The sequence below is a fragment of the Micromonospora sp. NPDC048843 genome (assembly GCF_040649965.1).
Lineage (GTDB): Bacteria > Actinomycetota > Actinomycetes > Mycobacteriales > Micromonosporaceae > Micromonospora > Micromonospora hortensis.
This window is the reverse complement of the sequence record NZ_JBEZGJ010000163.1, coordinates 1-16,834: the sequence shown is the minus strand read 5'-3', so window position 1 is coordinate 16,834 and position 16,834 is coordinate 1. Positions and strand designations below refer to the sequence as shown.

Here is a 16,834-nt window from a genome sequence, read left to right as displayed (position 1 = left end):
GGGTCGTCCAGTCGTCGCTACCCACCTCGTGCGCCTCGACGAACATGAAGTCCCAGTCCTGCTCGATCTCGTAGGAGGTGAAGAAGCGCAACTCTCCGCTGCTCGCCCCGGTGAGATCCACAGTGCGCGTGAGTCGCTTGTACGACTCGTCGGTCTGCCCGCTGTACAGGTACCACTCACCCGTACGCGGATCGAACGGCGCGCCGCCCGGTCGGGACCAGCCCGCCGGCGCGGAACTGGCGAACTGGGGGAACTCGTCCGGCGGCAGGAAGCTCGACGTGGTCAGGAACGACGCGGTGTGCGCCTGGTTCTCCGCCGAGCCGGAGGCGTTCAGCTGCCCGTCGAAGCCGGTGAACGGCGCGTCGGTCCCGGCGACCGGGTACGGCTCCCCGTCCGGGCTGGTTCCGCCGTCGCTGACGTAGGTATACGCGCCCAGCCAGTACTGCTGGAAGTCGTTCAGCAGCGGCAGACAGCTGGCGGCCTCGGCGTCGGTGCACTCCGGTGGTGCGTCCGGGTGATAGACGTACGACCCGTTGGCGCCCTGCGCGAACAACGCGTACTGGCCGCTGACCAGCAGTTTGCCGCCCTCGTTCAGGTAGTCCCGAACGGCCAGCTCGGTTTCCAGTGCCGCCCTTGCCGTCGTGCCGGCCACCTGACCGGGGGAGCGCAGGATCACGTCGTCGCCGGTCTCCCAGACCACCGCCTCGTAGTGCGACAGCACGCCGAGCGGGTGGGGAGCCTTGCGGCCCATCGCGTCGAAGTCGTACACGTCACTGCTGCGCCCGGCGGCGCCCAGCGACGCCACGACCTCGTCGGCGTACTTCGCTGTGGTGCCGGTCTGCGCCGGGCTGAGGCCAGTGACGTCCTCCACGGCGAGGACCAGCACGTCGCCGCCGACGTCGTCGTGCACCCGATAGGTGAAGTGTTCGCTGGCCACCACCCCGGCACGTGGTTTGTTCCCGGTGAACCAGACCTCCACCCGGTCGCCCGGTTTCGCGCCGCTGACGGTGCCCCGTAGCTCGGCGTAGTAGTCGTCGTGTGTGTTGCCGTACCGCTCGCCGCCGCGCCACTCGCGGACCGCTACGGTCTTCGGCCGCCCACCGTTGACCGTGTAGTGCATCCGCACGTTCCTCAGCGCCCGACGGGTGATCGAGGCGACCTGCTGGGTGCGCCCGTACGAGGTGTCGAAGGCGTCCACAACGAAGTCCGGAGTGCTCCGGCCGACCACCGAGACCGGGTCGTCCGGGTCCGCCGCCGACCGGGCCACTGCCAACGCGAACGGGAGATTCTTGTTCACCTCGCCTGCGATCAGCGCCTCGTCGTCAGGGAAGATGAAGCCGCTGACGCAGTCCTCCGGGCGCCACTGGTCGTCCGGGTCCACGGCCGAGGCGGCCTCGCAGGTGGACATCTCCGGGGTGAAGCCCAGCGTGCCGTACCTGACGGTGGCGTGACTGTCGGTGTCACCGTTTGTGGTGTACAGCTCCGCGGAGATGTCCGGGTCGTAGCCGGGCACCGCCGGGTGCGCGTCGTCACCGGCCATCGCCTCGTAGATCACGTCGTCCGGGGTAGGGGTGCTCACCTGCCAGCCGAGGCCGTAGAGCAGCAGTTCGGCCGCCGAGTGGTAGTTGACGAAGAACTCGAACCCGACCCGCTTGAAGAACCGGTCCAGCGCCTTGGTCTCCGGCTCGGAGTTGGGGCCCGGGCCCCGGTAGGTCTCGCTGTTCGGCTCCGGCGACGAGCCCTCGTTGTCGTACCCCCACTTGTAGCTGAAGTTGCGGTTGAGGTCGACGCCGTCGCCGGAGCCGATCTGCCCGTCACCGTTGTTGTCCCGCAGGTTCTTGCGCCACAGACGGTTGCCGGGGGTGAACGTGAAGTCGTAGCCGTCCGGGTTGGCGACCGGCAGGAACCACAGCTCGGTCGTGTCCAGCAGTCGGGTGATCTCCCGGTCGGTGCCGTAGCTGTCCAGCACGTGATGCATCAGCCGGCGGGTCATCTCCGGCGTGATCCACTCGCGGGCGTGCTGCGCACCGGCGTAGAGCACCGCCGGTCGCCGGCCGTCCGCGACGGTCCGCGCGTTCTTGGTGACCTTCACGGCGACGATCGGCTGCCCCTGCTGGCTGCGACCGATCGTCTCCACCTTGGTCAGCTTGGGATACCGGGCCGCCGTGGCGTTCAACTCGTCTCGCAGGCCGCCCGGCTCACCGTAGGGACGGAAACTCGTCCAGCCGGCTGCGGCCTGTTCCCGCAGCGCCTGCGACGCGTCCTTGCCTCGCACCTTCTTCACCGACAGCGGTACGCCCTTGTCGGTCAACCGCTTCGCCTGCCGCCGGCTGAGGACCGTCTCGACAGTCGTGCGGCCGGACGCGTCCGCCTTCGCGTCGTGGCCGAGGTCGACCCCCGCCGCGCGCAGTTGCTCCCGCTGTTTCGCGTCGACAGTGCCGACGTACACCTCCAAGCCGTCGCGGACGCCCGGGTCGGACGGCGGCCGCGCGCTGGCCGGTGGGGTCAGTGCCAGTGCGCCGAGCAGGGTGACCACGCCGGCGATCGCCAGTCGTCTCGGTCTCATCGCGCCTCCTTGGGTGAAGGACCTGTAGGCGCGAGCCTTCGGTGTGCCGCTATCGATGTCAATCAGTCGATGGGCGCTTCGTTGCTGACCGTGTCGACGTTGGTGCCTGCTGTGACGCTCAACGCGACGCGCGGGCCAGCGGCGCGGGCGGGCGTTCGCCGGACCACCTCGCGCTGATCGAGTCGGGCCGGCAAGCCCGTACCCCGCAGGCGCGCCGAGGATTCATCCCGGACGTCACCTGCGGGGTCGGCGTCGGCTCAGCTCGCGCTGGGTGCCGGAGCTGTCGACTTGACGGCCTGCTTCGCGACGACGCCGGTCGACTGACCGCACAGCCACGCGAGACGGTCGATGATCTTCTCTGGGTCCTCGAACGGGTCCAGCGTGGTGATCTCGATGGGATCGAGTGGGGGCACTGCCACGTGCGAGATGAGCGGGTGCAGCGGGCGAAGGTCCCGCTCGCCAGCACCGATCAGAGCCTCGTGGAGTTTCTCGCCCGGCCGGAGCCCCGTGTAGACGATCTGGACCGGCCCCGGCGCCTGGCTCGCCAACTGGCGAGCGATGTCGTCGATCCGTACCGGCTCGCCCATGTCGAGGACGAGCGCCTCGCCGTCGCGGCCGATGCCGGCGGCCTGGAGCACCAGGTGCACCGCTTCCTGCACTGTCATCAGGTAGCGCGTCACGTCGGGGTGAGTGACGGTGATCGGCAGCCCCGCCTCGATCTGGGCTCGGAACGCCGTGACCACCGACCCTCGGCTGGACAGGACGTTGCCGAAGCGGACGCTGAGGAACGTGCCGCCGTGCGTCGCGGCGGCGTTCGCTGTCAAACGCTCCGTGATCCGCTTGGAGTAGCCGAGAACGCTGACCGGGTCGGCGGCCTTGTCGGTCGAGATGTTGACGAACCTCGCCACGTCGCGGCACGCGTTGAGCACCGTCTGCGTGCCGAACACGTTCGTCTTGACCGCCTCGCCCGGGTGGCGTTGCAGCAGTGTCAGGTGTTTCAGAGCCGCCGCGTGGAACACGATGTCGGGTCGGCGTTCCGCCATCACGCGCCGGATCCGTTCCTCGTCGCGCAGGTCGGCGAGAATCAGCTCGGGGCTGTCCAACATCGCGCGACCCGACATCGACAGTTGCAGGGCGTGCAGGGCCGACTCGTCGCGGTCGAGCATCATCAGCTCGCCCGGATCGGCCCGCATGATCTGGCGGCACAGCTCGGAGCCGATCGACCCGCCGGCACCGGTCACCAGGATCCGGCGTCCGCGCAGCTGGGACTCCGCATCCCGGAGGTCGCCGATCACCTGTCGTCGTCCGAGTAGGTCCGCCATGTCCGGGTCGCGAACGTCGTTGACGGTGATCCGATGGTCGACCAGTTCCCGTACCGAAGGAAGGATCTTGAACGTGGCTCCGGTCTTCAGTGTGCTTTCGCGGACCTCATTGATCAGTTCGGAGTCGGCGTTGGCGGCGGAAAAGATCACCATCTTCGCGCCGGTACGCCGCACGACCGTGTCGATGTCAGCGCGAGAGCCGAGCACGCGCACGCCCGCCAGCGACAAGTGGCGTTTCTGCGGGTCGTCATCGAGCATGCCGACCGGCAGGAACTGCCCTGCCGGATCACTCAGCATGGCCCGCAGGAGCCCTTGACCGGCGGAGCCCGCGCCGAAGAGCAGGACCGGTTCCGCTCGGCCGGCGTCCGGGCGCAACGTCCGGTCGCTGCGGCTGCGGTACGCCAGACGGGTGCCGAGCATGACGGCCAGCGCGATCGCCGCGCCGACGAGTGGGGTGCTCGCGGGTACCGGTCGGGACGTCATGGGCACGAGGGCGATCAGCAGGAGCACGCCGGTGGTCAGGGCAGTGTTGGCGAGTCCTTGCATCTCCTCGACACTGCCCAGTGGGTGCCGGCCGGACATGTTGCGGCGGACGGCGGACACCGCGACGTGCGCGGCCGCGGCGACCACGCCCATGCCGATCGCGCGGGCCAGGGCGGGGCCGGTGAGCGAGAACTCGAAGCGCACCCACGCGGCGACGGCGAAACCCGCGATCCAGGCGAGGGCGTCCGCTGCGAGGAGGCCGCCGGCCAGTCGGAGATTGCGATGCGACCGACCGAGGCGTGTGGACTCGCTTGGGCTTGTCCCCAAAAGTTGCATGTGGAAACTCCTGCTGCGATAGCGGCCCATCCCGGGGTAAACCACGAAGATGGTCTTATTTGGCGTCCTACCAAAACTAATCACTTTATGACTGGTTTTTGGCTGTTTACGAACTTTGTCCGACTACCGGCCTGGCCGACTGTCGTGGCACCACCGCCCCCCGCAGTACGTCCTCGAACCGCTCGAAGAGCAGGTCGCGGTCGAACTCGTTGGCCGCGACCACCCGCGCTGCGGCCCGCGCCGCTGCGGTCCTGGCCGGATCGCTGACGAACTCGCCCACGAGCGTCGCCGCGGTCGCGGTATCTCCCGCGGGCAGCACGAGTCCGGCGCCGCTGCGGCGCAGGATGTCGGCGATCCACCCCTCGTGGTTGACCGCTACCGGTCGACCGGCGGCCCACCCGTCGAAGACCTTGTTGGCCGAGTTGGCGTGCAACGCGGGCTCGTCGCGCACCGTCGAGACGGCGAGATCGCAAGCACCGAAGAACGCCACCACCTCGGCCTTCGGCACCTGGTCGAACATGAACAGGTTCCGGTCCAGGACGCCGGACGCGGCTGCCTGTGCGCGCACCTGCGCCGTCTCCGCGCCCTGCCCGACGACAGCGATCCGCACGTCGGGATGGTCACGACGCAGCGTCGCGGCCATCCGCACCAGATAACCCACGTCGTTGACGAAACCGAGCGTCCCCGCGTACAGGATCAGAGGACGGTCGCCCAACCATGGTGTGCGATCACGTAGCGCTCGGCCGGCAGCGTCCGCGTCGGCGAACAACTGACGGTCGCAGCCGTTGGGAATGACTGTCACCGCAGCCTCGGGGTGCCGCGCCCGAACGCCCGCCGCCATCCCCGGCGACAGTGCCAGGATGTGCGCGGCGTTGCGGTAGGCCCATCCCTCCAGACCGGTTGCCGCGCGCCGCGTCAGCGGCGACCGCAGCGCACCCAGCGCGATCGGCACCTCCGGCCAGAGATCGCGTACCTCCAGCACCATCGGCGTCCGGCGGCGGCGGGCGGCGTAGACGGCGGGCAACGCGATGGTCAGTGGCGTGCTGGTCGCGAAGACGACGTCCTGCTCCAGCGACGCCGCGCGCGGAGCCGCCAACCTGGCGAACTGCCCGAAGGCCGAGAGTCGCTCCCGGAAGGACATCGCGTTGCGATAGGGGACGGCCGCCCAGTGCACCACCACGCCCGCCTCCACCGTGGTCCGCCAGGTCTTCGCGGCGTTCGATGAGGACTCGGTGTCGCTGGTCACCACGTGTACGTCGTGGCCGTTGCGGACCAGACGCCGGGCGAACTCGTAGGACCGGGTGCCACCGGACATGGCCGGTGTGCGGAAGTACTGGTGCAGGTAGACGATCCTCACCGGGCCACCCCGTTCCGACGGTGTCCGGCTCGGTCGGTGCTCAGCCGCCGGTAGCACTCCTGCACGACGGAGACCTGGCGTGACCAGGACTCCGACGTCTCGATGAAGCGCCGGTTGTGCTGTTGCAGAGTCGGCTCCAGCGGGCGGGCGGCCATGAGCTGTTCCGCCAGCGCGGTCTCCAACGGCCCGGTGAGGATGTCGGCAGCCATGCCGTCCTCGACCATCTCGCGATACGGCGGCAGGTCCGCGAGCAGAAGCCGGCAACCGGCGAGCGCCGCCTCCAGCACCGTGCAGCTGCGCTGGTCGAAGCGAGGAACCGAGATGCTCACCTCACTTGCCCGCATCAGCCGGAACGTGTCCTCCGGTGTCAATGACCGGTCCACTACCGTGACTCGTCCGGGTAGGTTCGCGGCGAGTTCGTGGGCTTCGGTGACGCACCGCCGCTGAGCCTGGGCGGCCGCTGCCTCGGCGGGACGGTGCCCGGCCAGCACGACGAGGTGAAGGTCGGGACGAGCGGCGGCCACCAGGGCGAACGCCCGCAGCACCTCGGGGGTGCGGTAGACGGGACCGGCCGTCCGGGCGGCGAACAGCACTGTCGCGTCGGCCGGGATGCCGAATTCGGCCCGCACCGACGCCGGTGTCACGGTGTCCCGGAGCGCGAACAGCTTGTCGTCCACGCCCCACGACACGGTGCGGCTGCGATCCGCCGGTATCCGGTAGCGCTCGATGATCTCTGTACGGACCGACTCCGCGGTGGGCAGGACGAGATCGGAGCGGCGCAGGGCGGCCCGGGCGACCCATCTGCGGACCCTGGACCGACGCGCGGACTGCAGGTCGACCCCCCAGGGCGTGACCACCCGGGCGGGTCGACGCGAGGCCAGCAGCGACAGCAGACCCGCCATCCCCACCGAGTGCACGTGCAGCACGTCGGGGCGGGCCTCGCGCGTCTGCCGGCGCAGCCACCAGCCGGCGGCGGCGAGCTGCCGCACCGCTCCCCACCGCCCGTTGCGGGTCCGGCCGGTCCCGGGCGCCACGCGCAGTTCGACGCCGTCGATCGGCTCCGCGTCGATCCAGCTGACGGCGATGACCGGATGACCGCGTTCCGCCAGCGCGACCGCCCACTTGCGGGCGTGCAGCGAGCTTGCGCCGCAGAGCAACATCACGGACGGAAGTACGGGCGCGGCGGCCGAGCCCGGGACGGCTCGCTGCCGACGCGGGTGGTCCAGGCTCTCGACCCGCGGTGTGTCGGGACGCGTCGCGGTCACCTTCGTCTCCTTCATGATCACGTCAGGACCTTGCTGGCGGTGGACCGTCCGCGGCGCGCGCCGTAGCCGCTCTGGCCGGGCGTCCAGGCCGGTCGTGGCCGCACGGAGTGCTTCGGCTCGGCGGGACGCGGGTCGTTAGCGGGCTCCGGCTCGGCCTGCGAGCGGGCTGTGGCGACGGCCAGGAGGAGCACGAACGGGATGAGCACCGGCAGGGTGAGCAGCGGCTCTCCGAAGAGGCTGCATCCCCCGATCGCGGCCATGCCGAGCACTGCCGCCTCCGCCGTCTGGTCGCCGGCGCGCAGGCGTCGACGGGCCTGGCGGATCACGATGAACAGGAGCCCGCCCACCAGGAGGACGCCGACCAGCCCGGTCTGGGCCAGCACCGTGAGGTAGGTGTTGTGGGCGTGGTTGAGGCTGTCGAGCTGGACGTCGACAGCGGCAACTGTGACCTCGGGCTGGAAGTACTCCGGCAGGTGTGCCCGGAAGTTCTGGAAGCCCACGCCGGCGAGAGGGTGGTCGGCGGCCATCCGCAGAGCACTGAGCCACAGGTCGAGACGTACGCTGCTGGAGCTGTCCAGTCGTCCGTCCACAGTGGTGTACGCGATCCGCTCGGCCACCTGATCCGGCACCAGTTGCACCCCGGTCAGGCCGACGGTGAGGACGACGACCATGCCGGTGAGGGCCAGGGCCACAGTGCGTCGTCGCTGGATCACGAAGCAGAGCAGGAGCAGCGCTCCGCCGATGTACGTCGAGCGGCTGTACGACAGCACCACGCTGACGATCACGGCGGCGATCCCCGCGACTGTCAACACACGGGCCGTGCCCGACACGCCCGGCCGCAGCCTGGCCAGCAGCACGGCGAGCGCCAGCAGCAACATCGGCCCCCACGCGTTGTGGTTCAGGCTGCTGAGGGATTCGGCGAGGTCCGGGTTCTCCTCGGCAAGCACCGGTGTTCCGATCAGGGCGAGCGCGGCATGGAACAGGCCGACGCCGGCCGCCGCGACCGCGAACACGAGGAGGACTGACCGTGAGCGGGCCCGGGCAGTGTCGATCAGCGGTATGCAGGCCAGGGGTATCGCGATGACGGCGACGGACCGGAACGCCTGGTTGGGTTGGCCACCGACCGTCACGCCGAGAGCGAGTAAGCAGGTCAGGCCAGCCACGATGAGGACGGCGGGGGTGCTGCGGCGGGTCGTGCGGCCGCGGAGCAACGTGCCGACCAGGGTGCAGAGGATCAGCGCCAGCAACGGTGTGGTGCTGCTCGCCGCCGGGGCGATGGGCAACTGCGACGCGGGCACCGCCAGAGCGATGCAGTAGAGGCCGAAGCCGGGCAGGGTGATGACGAGCACCACCACGGCGAGAGCGCCCAGCCGAAGCAGGAGCGACGTGTCCTGCACCGCCACCACACCGGCCGCCGCGCCGGCGACGAGCACGCCGGCTGCTCTTCCCCACGCCGGCAGCAGGGAGTCGCGGTCCCGTGGCGTTTGCCTCGCGTGTCGGCCGCCGCGTTCAGTCGTCATTCTGGTCGGACCGTTTCTCCGGCCCTGGACAGGCCGGTAATCGAGGAAGGCCCAGCCGACGACCAGGCCGTAGAGGACGTATCCGGCCGACACGGCGAAGCCCGCGCCGAGCGTGCCGAAGCGTGGGATCAGGACGACCATGGCGAGCAGCCCGCCGATGGCGGCGCTCACTGCCGCCAGGGTCGGCGGGCCTGGACGGTCGACGGCCGTCAGGTAGCTCTGCGCGGTGCGGGCGACCGCGAGCACGACGAGGCCGGGCAGCATCGCCCAGAGCACCGGTACGGCCTCGGCGAACTGCGGGCCGAAGAGCAGCGGGAAGGCCAGCGGCGCGAGAGCGGCCAGCAGTCCCGCCCCGACGGCGGTGATGAGCAGTGTCTGCACCGACATCCGGCGGACCGTGTGCCAGTCGGCGCCGCCGTGTGCGACCGCCGGCACCAGGATGAGGCTGAGCGCCACCGGCAGCACCAGGAGCATCTCGGCGAACGGCACCGCCACCGAGTAGACGCCGACCGCGCCCGCACCGGCCACCAGGTGGATGGCGGGGACCTGGCTGCGCACCATCGCGAACTGGGCCAGGTTGGGTGCGTACACCCGGCGGGCGAACGCCCGGTAGGCAGCCGCGTCCTGGGGCGTGCCGGGGTCGCGGCTCAACGGCAGAGCGCGGACGAGCAGCACCGCCGCGGCGCACACCTGCCCCACGAGGTACGCGCCGATGACGGTGTCGGTGTCCGCGCGGTCGGTCACCGTCAGGGCGACGAGCAGCAGCCCGTAGACGAGCAGCCCTCCGATGACTGTCCAGTTGTAGACCGAGGCGCGACTGCGGCCGATCTCGGCCGTGCCGAGCAGGGAGGAGAGCAGCACCACGGGGCCGAGGCTGAGCGCGAGGGCGAAGGTGACCGGGTCGAGCCCGATCCGAACGGCTGGCCCGACCACCAGCGCCAGCGCCCCCCAGGTGGCTGCCACGCCGACTCCCACCGTTCCGACGTGGCGCAGACTCCACCACACGGTCCGCCGGTGGGCGGCGACCGAAGCGCCCGCGTAGCGGAGGTTGGCCGTCTCCATTCCCACTGTGAGGAGCGCTCCGAAGATCGCCGCACAGGCGAGCACGACCGCCACCACGCCCCGGTCGTGTGGGCCGAGGACCCGGGCCGCCAACACACCGGTCGCCAGGCTGATGGCCAGGAGCACGACCCTGGTCCCGACGGACCCGGCGGCGGCGGCCGACACACTCTGCTCCGAGACCCGCGCTGGCGGGCCGGTGGTGGACTGGCCGCTCTCGGCGAGGTCCCGACCGCTTGTCACCACCGGTCCGGCATCCGCAGCGGGGCTGGTACCCGGACCGAGGGGCGGCGTCGCGGCCGTCACCGGGCCACCTCGGGTAGGCGGCCGGCCTGCGGCAGTGGACGACCGTCGAGCGCCGCCCGGTAGATCGCCTCGACGTCGGCGACCGTCCGCTCGATGTCGAACAGGTCCAGACAGCGGCTGCGCCCGAGCCGAGCCATGGCAGCACGCCGCTGAGGGTCCTCCAACAGGTCGGCGACGGCGTCGGCCAGCGCGTCCGGGTCCGCCGGGGGCACCAACAGGCCGCTCTCGCCATGTTGCACGGTGTCGGGCAACCCGCCGACGTCGCTGGCCACCACGCCCCGCTCCATCAGCAGCGCCTCGATCGTGGCGTACGACGCGGACTCCTCGAGCGACGGTGTGACCGCCACGTCGAGACCGGCCAGGACGCCCTGCACGTCGCTCCGGCGCCCGGTGAAGTGCACGCGCTCGGCCACGCCCAACCGGACGGCGCGTTCCTCCAGCTCACGTCGGTAGCCCACGTCACCGGTGAACTCGTCGCCGACGACGAAGAGGTGGGCGGCCGGCACCCGCCCCAGCAGGCGCGGGGCCGCGTCGAGGAAGACCTCGTGGCCCTTGAAGCCGATGTTCTGGAACGCCTGGAGTCGGCTGCGGTACATGTGCGCGAGCATCCCGACGGTGGGGGTGCCGGCGGCCAACCCGAACTCCGCCCGGAAGGGCTCCCCACTCGCTGTCGGGTCGAGCCGGTGCACGTCGCACCCGTAGTGACTGACCGTCACCGCTCGCGCGCCCAAGCGCCGGTACTGTTCGGCGAACGCGTGGCACGACCCGATCAGGACGTCCACCCGGCGCACTGTTGCGCGGTCGATGCGGTTGAACAGCGGGCTGCGTAGGTGGACGACGCCGGCGATCTGGTTCACCAGCAGCGGTCGGCGGGCGGCCAGACCGGCCAACCGGCAGACGATGTTCGCCTTCACCAGGTGGCCGTGCACCACATCGGGGTCGAAGCTCCGGACCAGGCGGACGAGACGCAGTTGTGCCGCCGCGACCCGGGGGAGTTGCCGCGGGCGCCAACCGGACATCGACACGATCTCGGTGCGGATCCCGGCCGCCCGGAGGCGGTCGGTGAGCGGACCCTCGCCCGGTACGACCGCGCAGACGTCATGGCCCAGCCGCGCCAACCCGGTCACCTGGTCGTAGAACCAGTCAGCGCCGACGGCCGTGCTTGTCACCTGGAGAACGCGCAGTGGCCGGTTGCTGGCACTGCGGCGATTTGTGCTCACGTCCTGCTCCTCGTGCCGGACCACATGGGCGCGCGGCGTCGGTGTCGATCCCGTCTGGTCTCGGTCAGTGCTGGTCAGCGCGCCGGTACGCCCTTGACGACGGCATCGGCGGGAACGTCTCTGGTCACGCAGGCGCCCGCGCCGACGGTGGCGTCGCGACCGATCCGCAGCCCTTGGAGCACCGCGGCGGTGGTGCCGATCAGCACTGCCTCGCCGAGCTGGCAGTCGCCCGAGACGGCAGCGAGTGGATTCACCGAGACGAAGTCGGCGAGAGCGGTGTCGTGGCCGACAGTCGCGTTCTGGTTGAGATGCACGTGCCGGCCGATGGTCACGTTGGTGGTGACCCGGGCCCCGGCGAACGCCACGAACCCGCTGCCGTGTTCGGTGTCCGGCCCGACCGTCGCGGCCGGGTGGATGAGGCTGGTCGCTGGCGTCCCGTAGGCGTCGACGCGCTGGGCCACGGCCCGTCGGGTCCGAGGGTCCCCGATGCCGATGACGTGATGGGTGTCGGCAGGGGCGTCGCGCAGCCACGGCAACCCGCCGAGGTACGGCACGTCCAGCTCCTGCACCCGTTTGAGGTTCTCCTCGCTGGGTCGGTCGTCGACGAAGCCGACCAGCTGCCATTGGGGTCCGCCCGCGCCGGCGTTCATCGCTCGGGCGATGCTCAGCGCCTCGCGGCCGTGGCCACCGCAGCCGACGATCACCAGTGGAATCGTCATGCCGCCGGCACCCCGCTGTGGCTGGTCAGGAACTCGTCGATCGCCTCGAAGACCCGCCCGACCTGTTGCTCGGTCAGGCCGCTGCCACTGGGCAGGGCGAGCCCGTGGATGAAGAGTCGGTCCGAGGCCCCGGTGAGCAGACTCTCGGCGCCGGCGAAGACCGGCTGGCGGTGCATCGGATTCCAGACGGGCCGCGTCTCGATGCTCCCGCTGGCGAGGTGGGCTGCCAGGTCGGCGGCCCGCCAGCCACAGTGCTCCTCGTCTACCGTGATGACGGTGAGCCAGCAGTTCGATTCGACGTCGTCGATGCCGACAAGCTCGACACCGGGCACCGCCGCGAACACCTTGGCGTACTGGTCACGCAGCTGACGGCGGCGGGCGATCATTCCGTCCAGCCGGACCAACTGGGCCCGACCGAGCGCGGCCAGGAGGTTGCTCAGCCGGTAGTTGTAGCCGGTCTCGCGGTGCTCGTAGTGCGGCGTCGGTTCCCGCGCCTGCGTGGCGAGGTGGCGGGCCTTGGCGAGCAGTGCCGCGTCGTCGGAGACGAGCATCCCACCGCCGGAGGTGGTCATGATCTTGTTGCCGTTGAAGGAGAGCGCCGCTACCTGCCCGAAGGACCCGGCTGAGCGGCCTCGATGGTGCGAGCCGAGCGCCTCGGCGGCGTCCTCCACCAGCGGGATACCGGCCTCGGCGCAGAGCGGGACGAGTCGGGTGTAGTCGACGCAGCTGCCGAACATGTCGACAGGCACGACAGCGCCGACCCGCTCACCGCGAGAACGCAACCGTCGCATGAGGTCGTCGACCAGGCCCACGTCCACGTTGCCGGTGCGGGGATCACAGTCGACGAAGACCGGACGGGCTCCGGTGTAGCGGACCGCGTTGGCGGTGGCGATGAAGGTCAGGGTGGGCACGATGACCACGTCGCCGGGCCCGACGCCGACGCCGAGCAGCGCCAGGTGCAGGGCAGCCGTCCCGGAGTTGACGGCGACGGCCCCGCCGGTGCCCACCCGCTCGGCGACATCGTGTTCGAACGCCTGGAGATCGGGGCCGACCGGCGCAACCCACCCCGAGCGGAGGGCCGCGACCAGGTACGACTCCTCCAGCGGCCCGACGTCCGGCGGGGACAGGTACACGGTTTCACTCATCGGGTACCGCCCGAGCCTGTGGTCGCGGTGGTCGAGTTGCTGCGTGGGGGCGGCGACCATTGCGGCGTACCCATGAACTCGGGCGCCGTGACGAACCCCGCCGCGGAGATCCCCTCGCGACGCAACACGGTCCGCACTGTCGCGGCGAGAATCGACAGATCGGTCTTCATGTTGTGGCTGTCCACGTACCGCACGTCGAAGTCCAGCTTCTCGTCCCAGCTGAGGCTGTTGCGTCCCCGCACCTGGGCCAACCCGGTGATGCCGGGCCGCACCTCGTGCCGTCGGGCCTGGTGCGGTGAGTAGCGACCGAGGTATTCGGGCAGCAGTGGCCGTGGGCCGACAAGGCTCATGTCGCCACGCAGCACGTTCCACAGCGTGGGCAGTTCGTCAAGGCTGCTGGCGCGCAGCCAGCGTCCGAGCGGTGTGAGTCGGTCCCGGTCGCCGAGCAGGCCGAGGCTCACGTTGGGTGGCCGCATGGTGCGGAACTTGACCATCTCGAAGGGCTGGCCGTGCAGTCCGGCTCGGCACTGGCGGAACAGCACCGGGCGTCCGAGGCCCACCGCGACCAGCACCGTCACCACGATCAACGCCGGTGACGCCAGGATGAGAAGAACCGCCGCCACGACGACGTCGATGATTCGCTTACCCCGCTCCGGGCTGGTCCGGGGCAGCGACAGGTCGGCGTCGACGAGACCACCAGGCACCGGCACGTTGTGACCTCCCACGCGATTTTCACAAAAGGTATGTATTCGTCATACCAGGACAGACCGTGTGTCGATGCTGAATAGCGACGGTCGGTCCGCATTCCCCCGATCAACCCCGAAACCCCGTAGTCGGACACGGCCAGATCCGTGGCCTTGTGCAGCTCTTGCGGCCAATGGACCGAGCGGTAGAGTCGCGGCGGCCGGTCGGGCGAGGGAAGAACTAGCCGGTCGGGCGAGGGAGATGACGTGTTGCACCTGAGGGTGATAGCCCCGGTGGACCGGTCGGCGGAGGTCGTCGACCTGCTCGCCGCGGAGGCCGGGGTCACTCATCTGGCCGTGCTGCCCGGCGCTGCCCGGCAGCCACCGGGCGACCTGATCCTCTGTGACGTGGTGCGGGAGAGCGCCGACCACGTACTGCGGCAGTTGCAGCGGGTCGGCGTGGAGACCAGCGGTGGCATCGCGGCCGAAGACGTCGAGTTGACCATCTCCGCGGCGGCCGATCGGGCGGCGGACAGGGCGCCGGGCAGCGGCGCGGACGCGGTGGTCTGGGACGAGATCGCCGCGAAGACCGGCGAGCAGACCGAACTGTCCGGCACCTACCTCGTGCTGATCGTGGTGGCCACCATGATCGCCGGCATCGGTGTGCTGCTGGACCAGCCGATCCTCATCGTCGGGGCGATGGTGGTCGGTCCGGAGTTCGGCCCACTCGCCGCGCTGTGCGTGGCGCTGTTGCGCCGCAAACTCGGGGTGGTCGGCCGCTCGGTGCAGGCTCTCGCGGTCGGCTTCCTGGCGGCCATGGTGGCGACCGTGCTGAGCACCTGGGCGCTGACCGCCGCCGGCCTGGTCGGTCGGGAGATGCTGCTCGCCGAACGTCCGCTCACCGACTTCATCTGGCGGCCGGACGCGCTGTCCTGGGTGGTCGGGTTACTCGCCGGTGTCGCCGGCATGCTCTCGCTGACGTCGAAGAAGTCCGGCAGCCTGGTCGGCGTGCTGATCTCGGTCACCACGGTTCCGGCGGCGGCGAACGTGGCGGTAGCGGCAGCCTACGGCGTGTGGGACGAAGCGGGCGGCTCGGCGCTCCAACTGGTGATCAACCTCTGTGCGATCGTCCTTGCCGGCCTGCTCACCCTCGTTGTGCAGCAGGCCTGGTGGTGGAGCCTGGCCCGCCGGGCCCGTCGTCCAGCAGCCGGTTGAGCAGCGTCCGCAGCGGGATCGACTCACCGTCGCGACCACCCGCCCCGACGACCAACGGCGCCGGGCTGGGCTCCGGGTCGACGCCGAACAGCCGAGCCCGCAGGCCGCCCGGCACGGTCAGCAGATGGAACCGGCCGGCCACGTCCACCGCCCGGGTCCCGGCCCGGTCGACGTACCAGCCGGTCAGCCCGGTCCGGTAGCGCCCACGCCCGTCGTACCCCCGGGCGAGAAGCCGGCTGGTGCGCAGCCCTCGCCGGGTAGCCTCGGCCACGAACCAGGCCACCAGCTCCGCCGCCTCCGCGTGCTCGGCGGCCCGCCGCCGCGCGTCCGCGTCGGCGTGCGCCCGCACCGCCTGCCGCTGCTGATCCCGCCACTCCCCGGCGTCTCGATCACCCACGACGCCGACGGTACGCGAGTCGACTCAGTCGAGCACGGCCCGCAGCGTGTGCCGGGCGATGCCGGCCATCACCGGGTTGGTCTCGACGTAGTACGGCAACGCGTTGATCGCCTGCTCCAGGGCCCAGCCGCGTCCCCGCTGCCAGGTCGCGTCGTCCACGCCCAACGCCAGCCGGTACGTCTCTCGGGAACCCGCGTCGAACAGGTTCCACGCGGGCATCAGGTCCACCGCGGGGTCGCCCACGCCGACCGAGCCCAGATCGATGACGGCGGCCAGCCGGCCGGCGCGGACCAGCAGGTTGCCCGGCATCAGGTCGCCGTGGATCCACACGTCGGCGGGGTCGTCGCGGCGCGCGCCCCGGCACCGCTCCCACACCTCGCCGAGCGCGGTCGTGTCGGTGAGCGCGCCGCTGACCGCGAGCGCGGCCCGCACGCTGGCGTCCTCGGCGGCCAGCGGCCCGCCGCGCCCGTTCCCGGACCAGACCCGCCCGCCGGTGTCGATGCCACGCAGGGCGGTCACCACGCCGGCCAGGTCCCGCGCGAAGACGTCGAGGTCGGCGATCCGGTCGGGCTGGGCCGTCTCCCCCGGAATGAACTGGTACGCCGTCCACGGCCCGGGGTACCCGTCGCCCGGCTCGCCGAGGCCGAGCGGCTCCGGCACCGCAACCGGAAGGTGCCCGCCGAGCAGCACTGCGTACTCCTGCTCGCGCCGCAACTCGGCGCGCAGCTCGGGATCGGTCGAGGGGAGCAGCGGAAACCGCAGCACGATGTCCGGACCGAGCCGGAACAAGGCGTTCACAGTGCCGGTCGAGGGGAGCGGCCGGACCGGCAGGTCCCGCCACCGGGGGAACTGCTCGGCCACCAGCGCGGAAACCACGTCCACGCTCACGTCCACCTGATCGGCATGCATCCTCACCGCGAGATCATCTCCCCGAACCTCGCAGCCACGCGAGCAAATTTCCCACCGCCCGCACCGTCCGCCCCGCCCGTGCCGTCCGCCCCGCCCGTGCCGCCCGTGCCGCCCGCGCGTGCCTCCCCCTGTGGTTGGCCCGGTCGGGTCTGGGCCAGGAGGGTGCGGCATGCGCGCCGATCTTGCAGGTTCGGTCGTCGAGATAGGCGGAATCCGGGCTTATGTCGGGACAGTAAGTGCAAGATCGACGGGAAGGGCGGATCGGCTTCGTCGATCATGGAGTTGTGGTGCCTGGCTTGGTGTTATTCGGGCTATTTGTCGCCCACCACAAC

The 16,834-nt window shown here is 70.7% G+C and carries 12 protein-coding genes; 1 reads left to right on the top strand and 11 read right to left on the bottom strand.

The window, feature by feature from the left end:
• The 9 genes from AB0C20_RS28805 to AB0C20_RS28765 form a co-directional block, all read right to left on the bottom strand.
• Positions 1 to 2,566: M14 family zinc carboxypeptidase (locus AB0C20_RS28805; protein WP_357569113.1), on the bottom strand; the 2,566-nt coding region annotated here is incomplete at its 3' end.
• Between the two features lie 257 nt (positions 2,567 to 2,823).
• Positions 2,824 to 4,707, bottom strand: coding sequence for a nucleoside-diphosphate sugar epimerase/dehydratase (locus tag AB0C20_RS28800; RefSeq protein WP_357182360.1), 1,884 nt, complete (start codon positions 4,705 to 4,707; stop codon positions 2,824 to 2,826).
• Positions 4,708 to 4,813: 106 nt separating this feature from the next.
• Positions 4,814 to 6,064, bottom strand: a complete 1,251-nt coding sequence (locus AB0C20_RS28795; protein ID WP_357182363.1) for a glycosyltransferase family 4 protein — start codon at positions 6,062 to 6,064, stop codon at positions 4,814 to 4,816.
• Positions 6,061 to 7,329 (bottom strand): glycosyltransferase family 4 protein, encoded by a 1,269-nt coding sequence (locus AB0C20_RS28790; protein WP_357182366.1) that lies wholly within the window; start codon positions 7,327 to 7,329, stop codon positions 6,061 to 6,063. Before AB0C20_RS28790 ends, AB0C20_RS28795 begins: the two co-directional genes overlap by 4 nt.
• A gap of 17 nt (positions 7,330 to 7,346) precedes the next feature.
• Entirely contained in the window at positions 7,347 to 10,214 is a 2,868-nt protein-coding gene (locus AB0C20_RS28785) for an O-antigen ligase family protein (RefSeq protein ID WP_357182370.1), read from the bottom strand.
• On the bottom strand, positions 10,211 to 11,434 hold the full coding sequence (locus AB0C20_RS28780) for a glycosyltransferase family 4 protein (RefSeq protein ID WP_357569112.1): 1,224 nt from the start codon (positions 11,432 to 11,434) through the stop codon (positions 10,211 to 10,213). Before AB0C20_RS28780 ends, AB0C20_RS28785 begins: the two co-directional genes overlap by 4 nt.
• Positions 11,435 to 11,508: 74 nt before the next feature.
• Positions 11,509 to 12,153 carry an acetyltransferase gene (locus AB0C20_RS28775; protein WP_357182376.1) on the bottom strand — a complete coding sequence of 215 codons (645 nt, stop codon included), beginning with the start codon at positions 12,151 to 12,153 and terminating at the stop codon, positions 11,509 to 11,511.
• Positions 12,150 to 13,298, bottom strand: a complete 1,149-nt coding sequence (locus tag AB0C20_RS28770; protein ID WP_357182379.1) for an aminotransferase class I/II-fold pyridoxal phosphate-dependent enzyme — start codon at positions 13,296 to 13,298, stop codon at positions 12,150 to 12,152. The genes AB0C20_RS28775 and AB0C20_RS28770 overlap by 4 nt, the downstream gene beginning before the upstream one ends.
• Complete coding sequence (locus AB0C20_RS28765; protein WP_357182382.1) at positions 13,295 to 14,008, bottom strand: sugar transferase; 714 nt, start codon at positions 14,006 to 14,008, stop codon at positions 13,295 to 13,297. The genes AB0C20_RS28770 and AB0C20_RS28765 overlap by 4 nt, the downstream gene beginning before the upstream one ends.
• Positions 14,009 to 14,248: 240 nt before the next feature.
• On the opposite strand from AB0C20_RS28765, the gene AB0C20_RS28760 reads away from it, so the two are divergent.
• A complete protein-coding gene (locus tag AB0C20_RS28760) occupies positions 14,249 to 15,196 on the top strand; it encodes a DUF389 domain-containing protein (RefSeq protein ID WP_357182386.1) in 948 nt (315 codons plus the stop codon).
• Here the strand turns inward: AB0C20_RS28760 and AB0C20_RS28755 are convergent.
• Positions 15,126 to 15,593, bottom strand: a complete 468-nt coding sequence (locus AB0C20_RS28755; protein WP_357182389.1) for a hypothetical protein — start codon at positions 15,591 to 15,593, stop codon at positions 15,126 to 15,128. The genes AB0C20_RS28760 and AB0C20_RS28755 overlap by 71 nt on opposite strands.
• A 24-nt stretch (positions 15,594 to 15,617) precedes the next feature.
• Positions 15,618 to 16,502 (bottom strand): aminoglycoside phosphotransferase family protein, encoded by an 885-nt coding sequence (locus AB0C20_RS28750; protein WP_357182418.1) that lies wholly within the window; start codon positions 16,500 to 16,502, stop codon positions 15,618 to 15,620.
• Between the last annotated feature and the right edge of the window lie 332 nt (positions 16,503 to 16,834).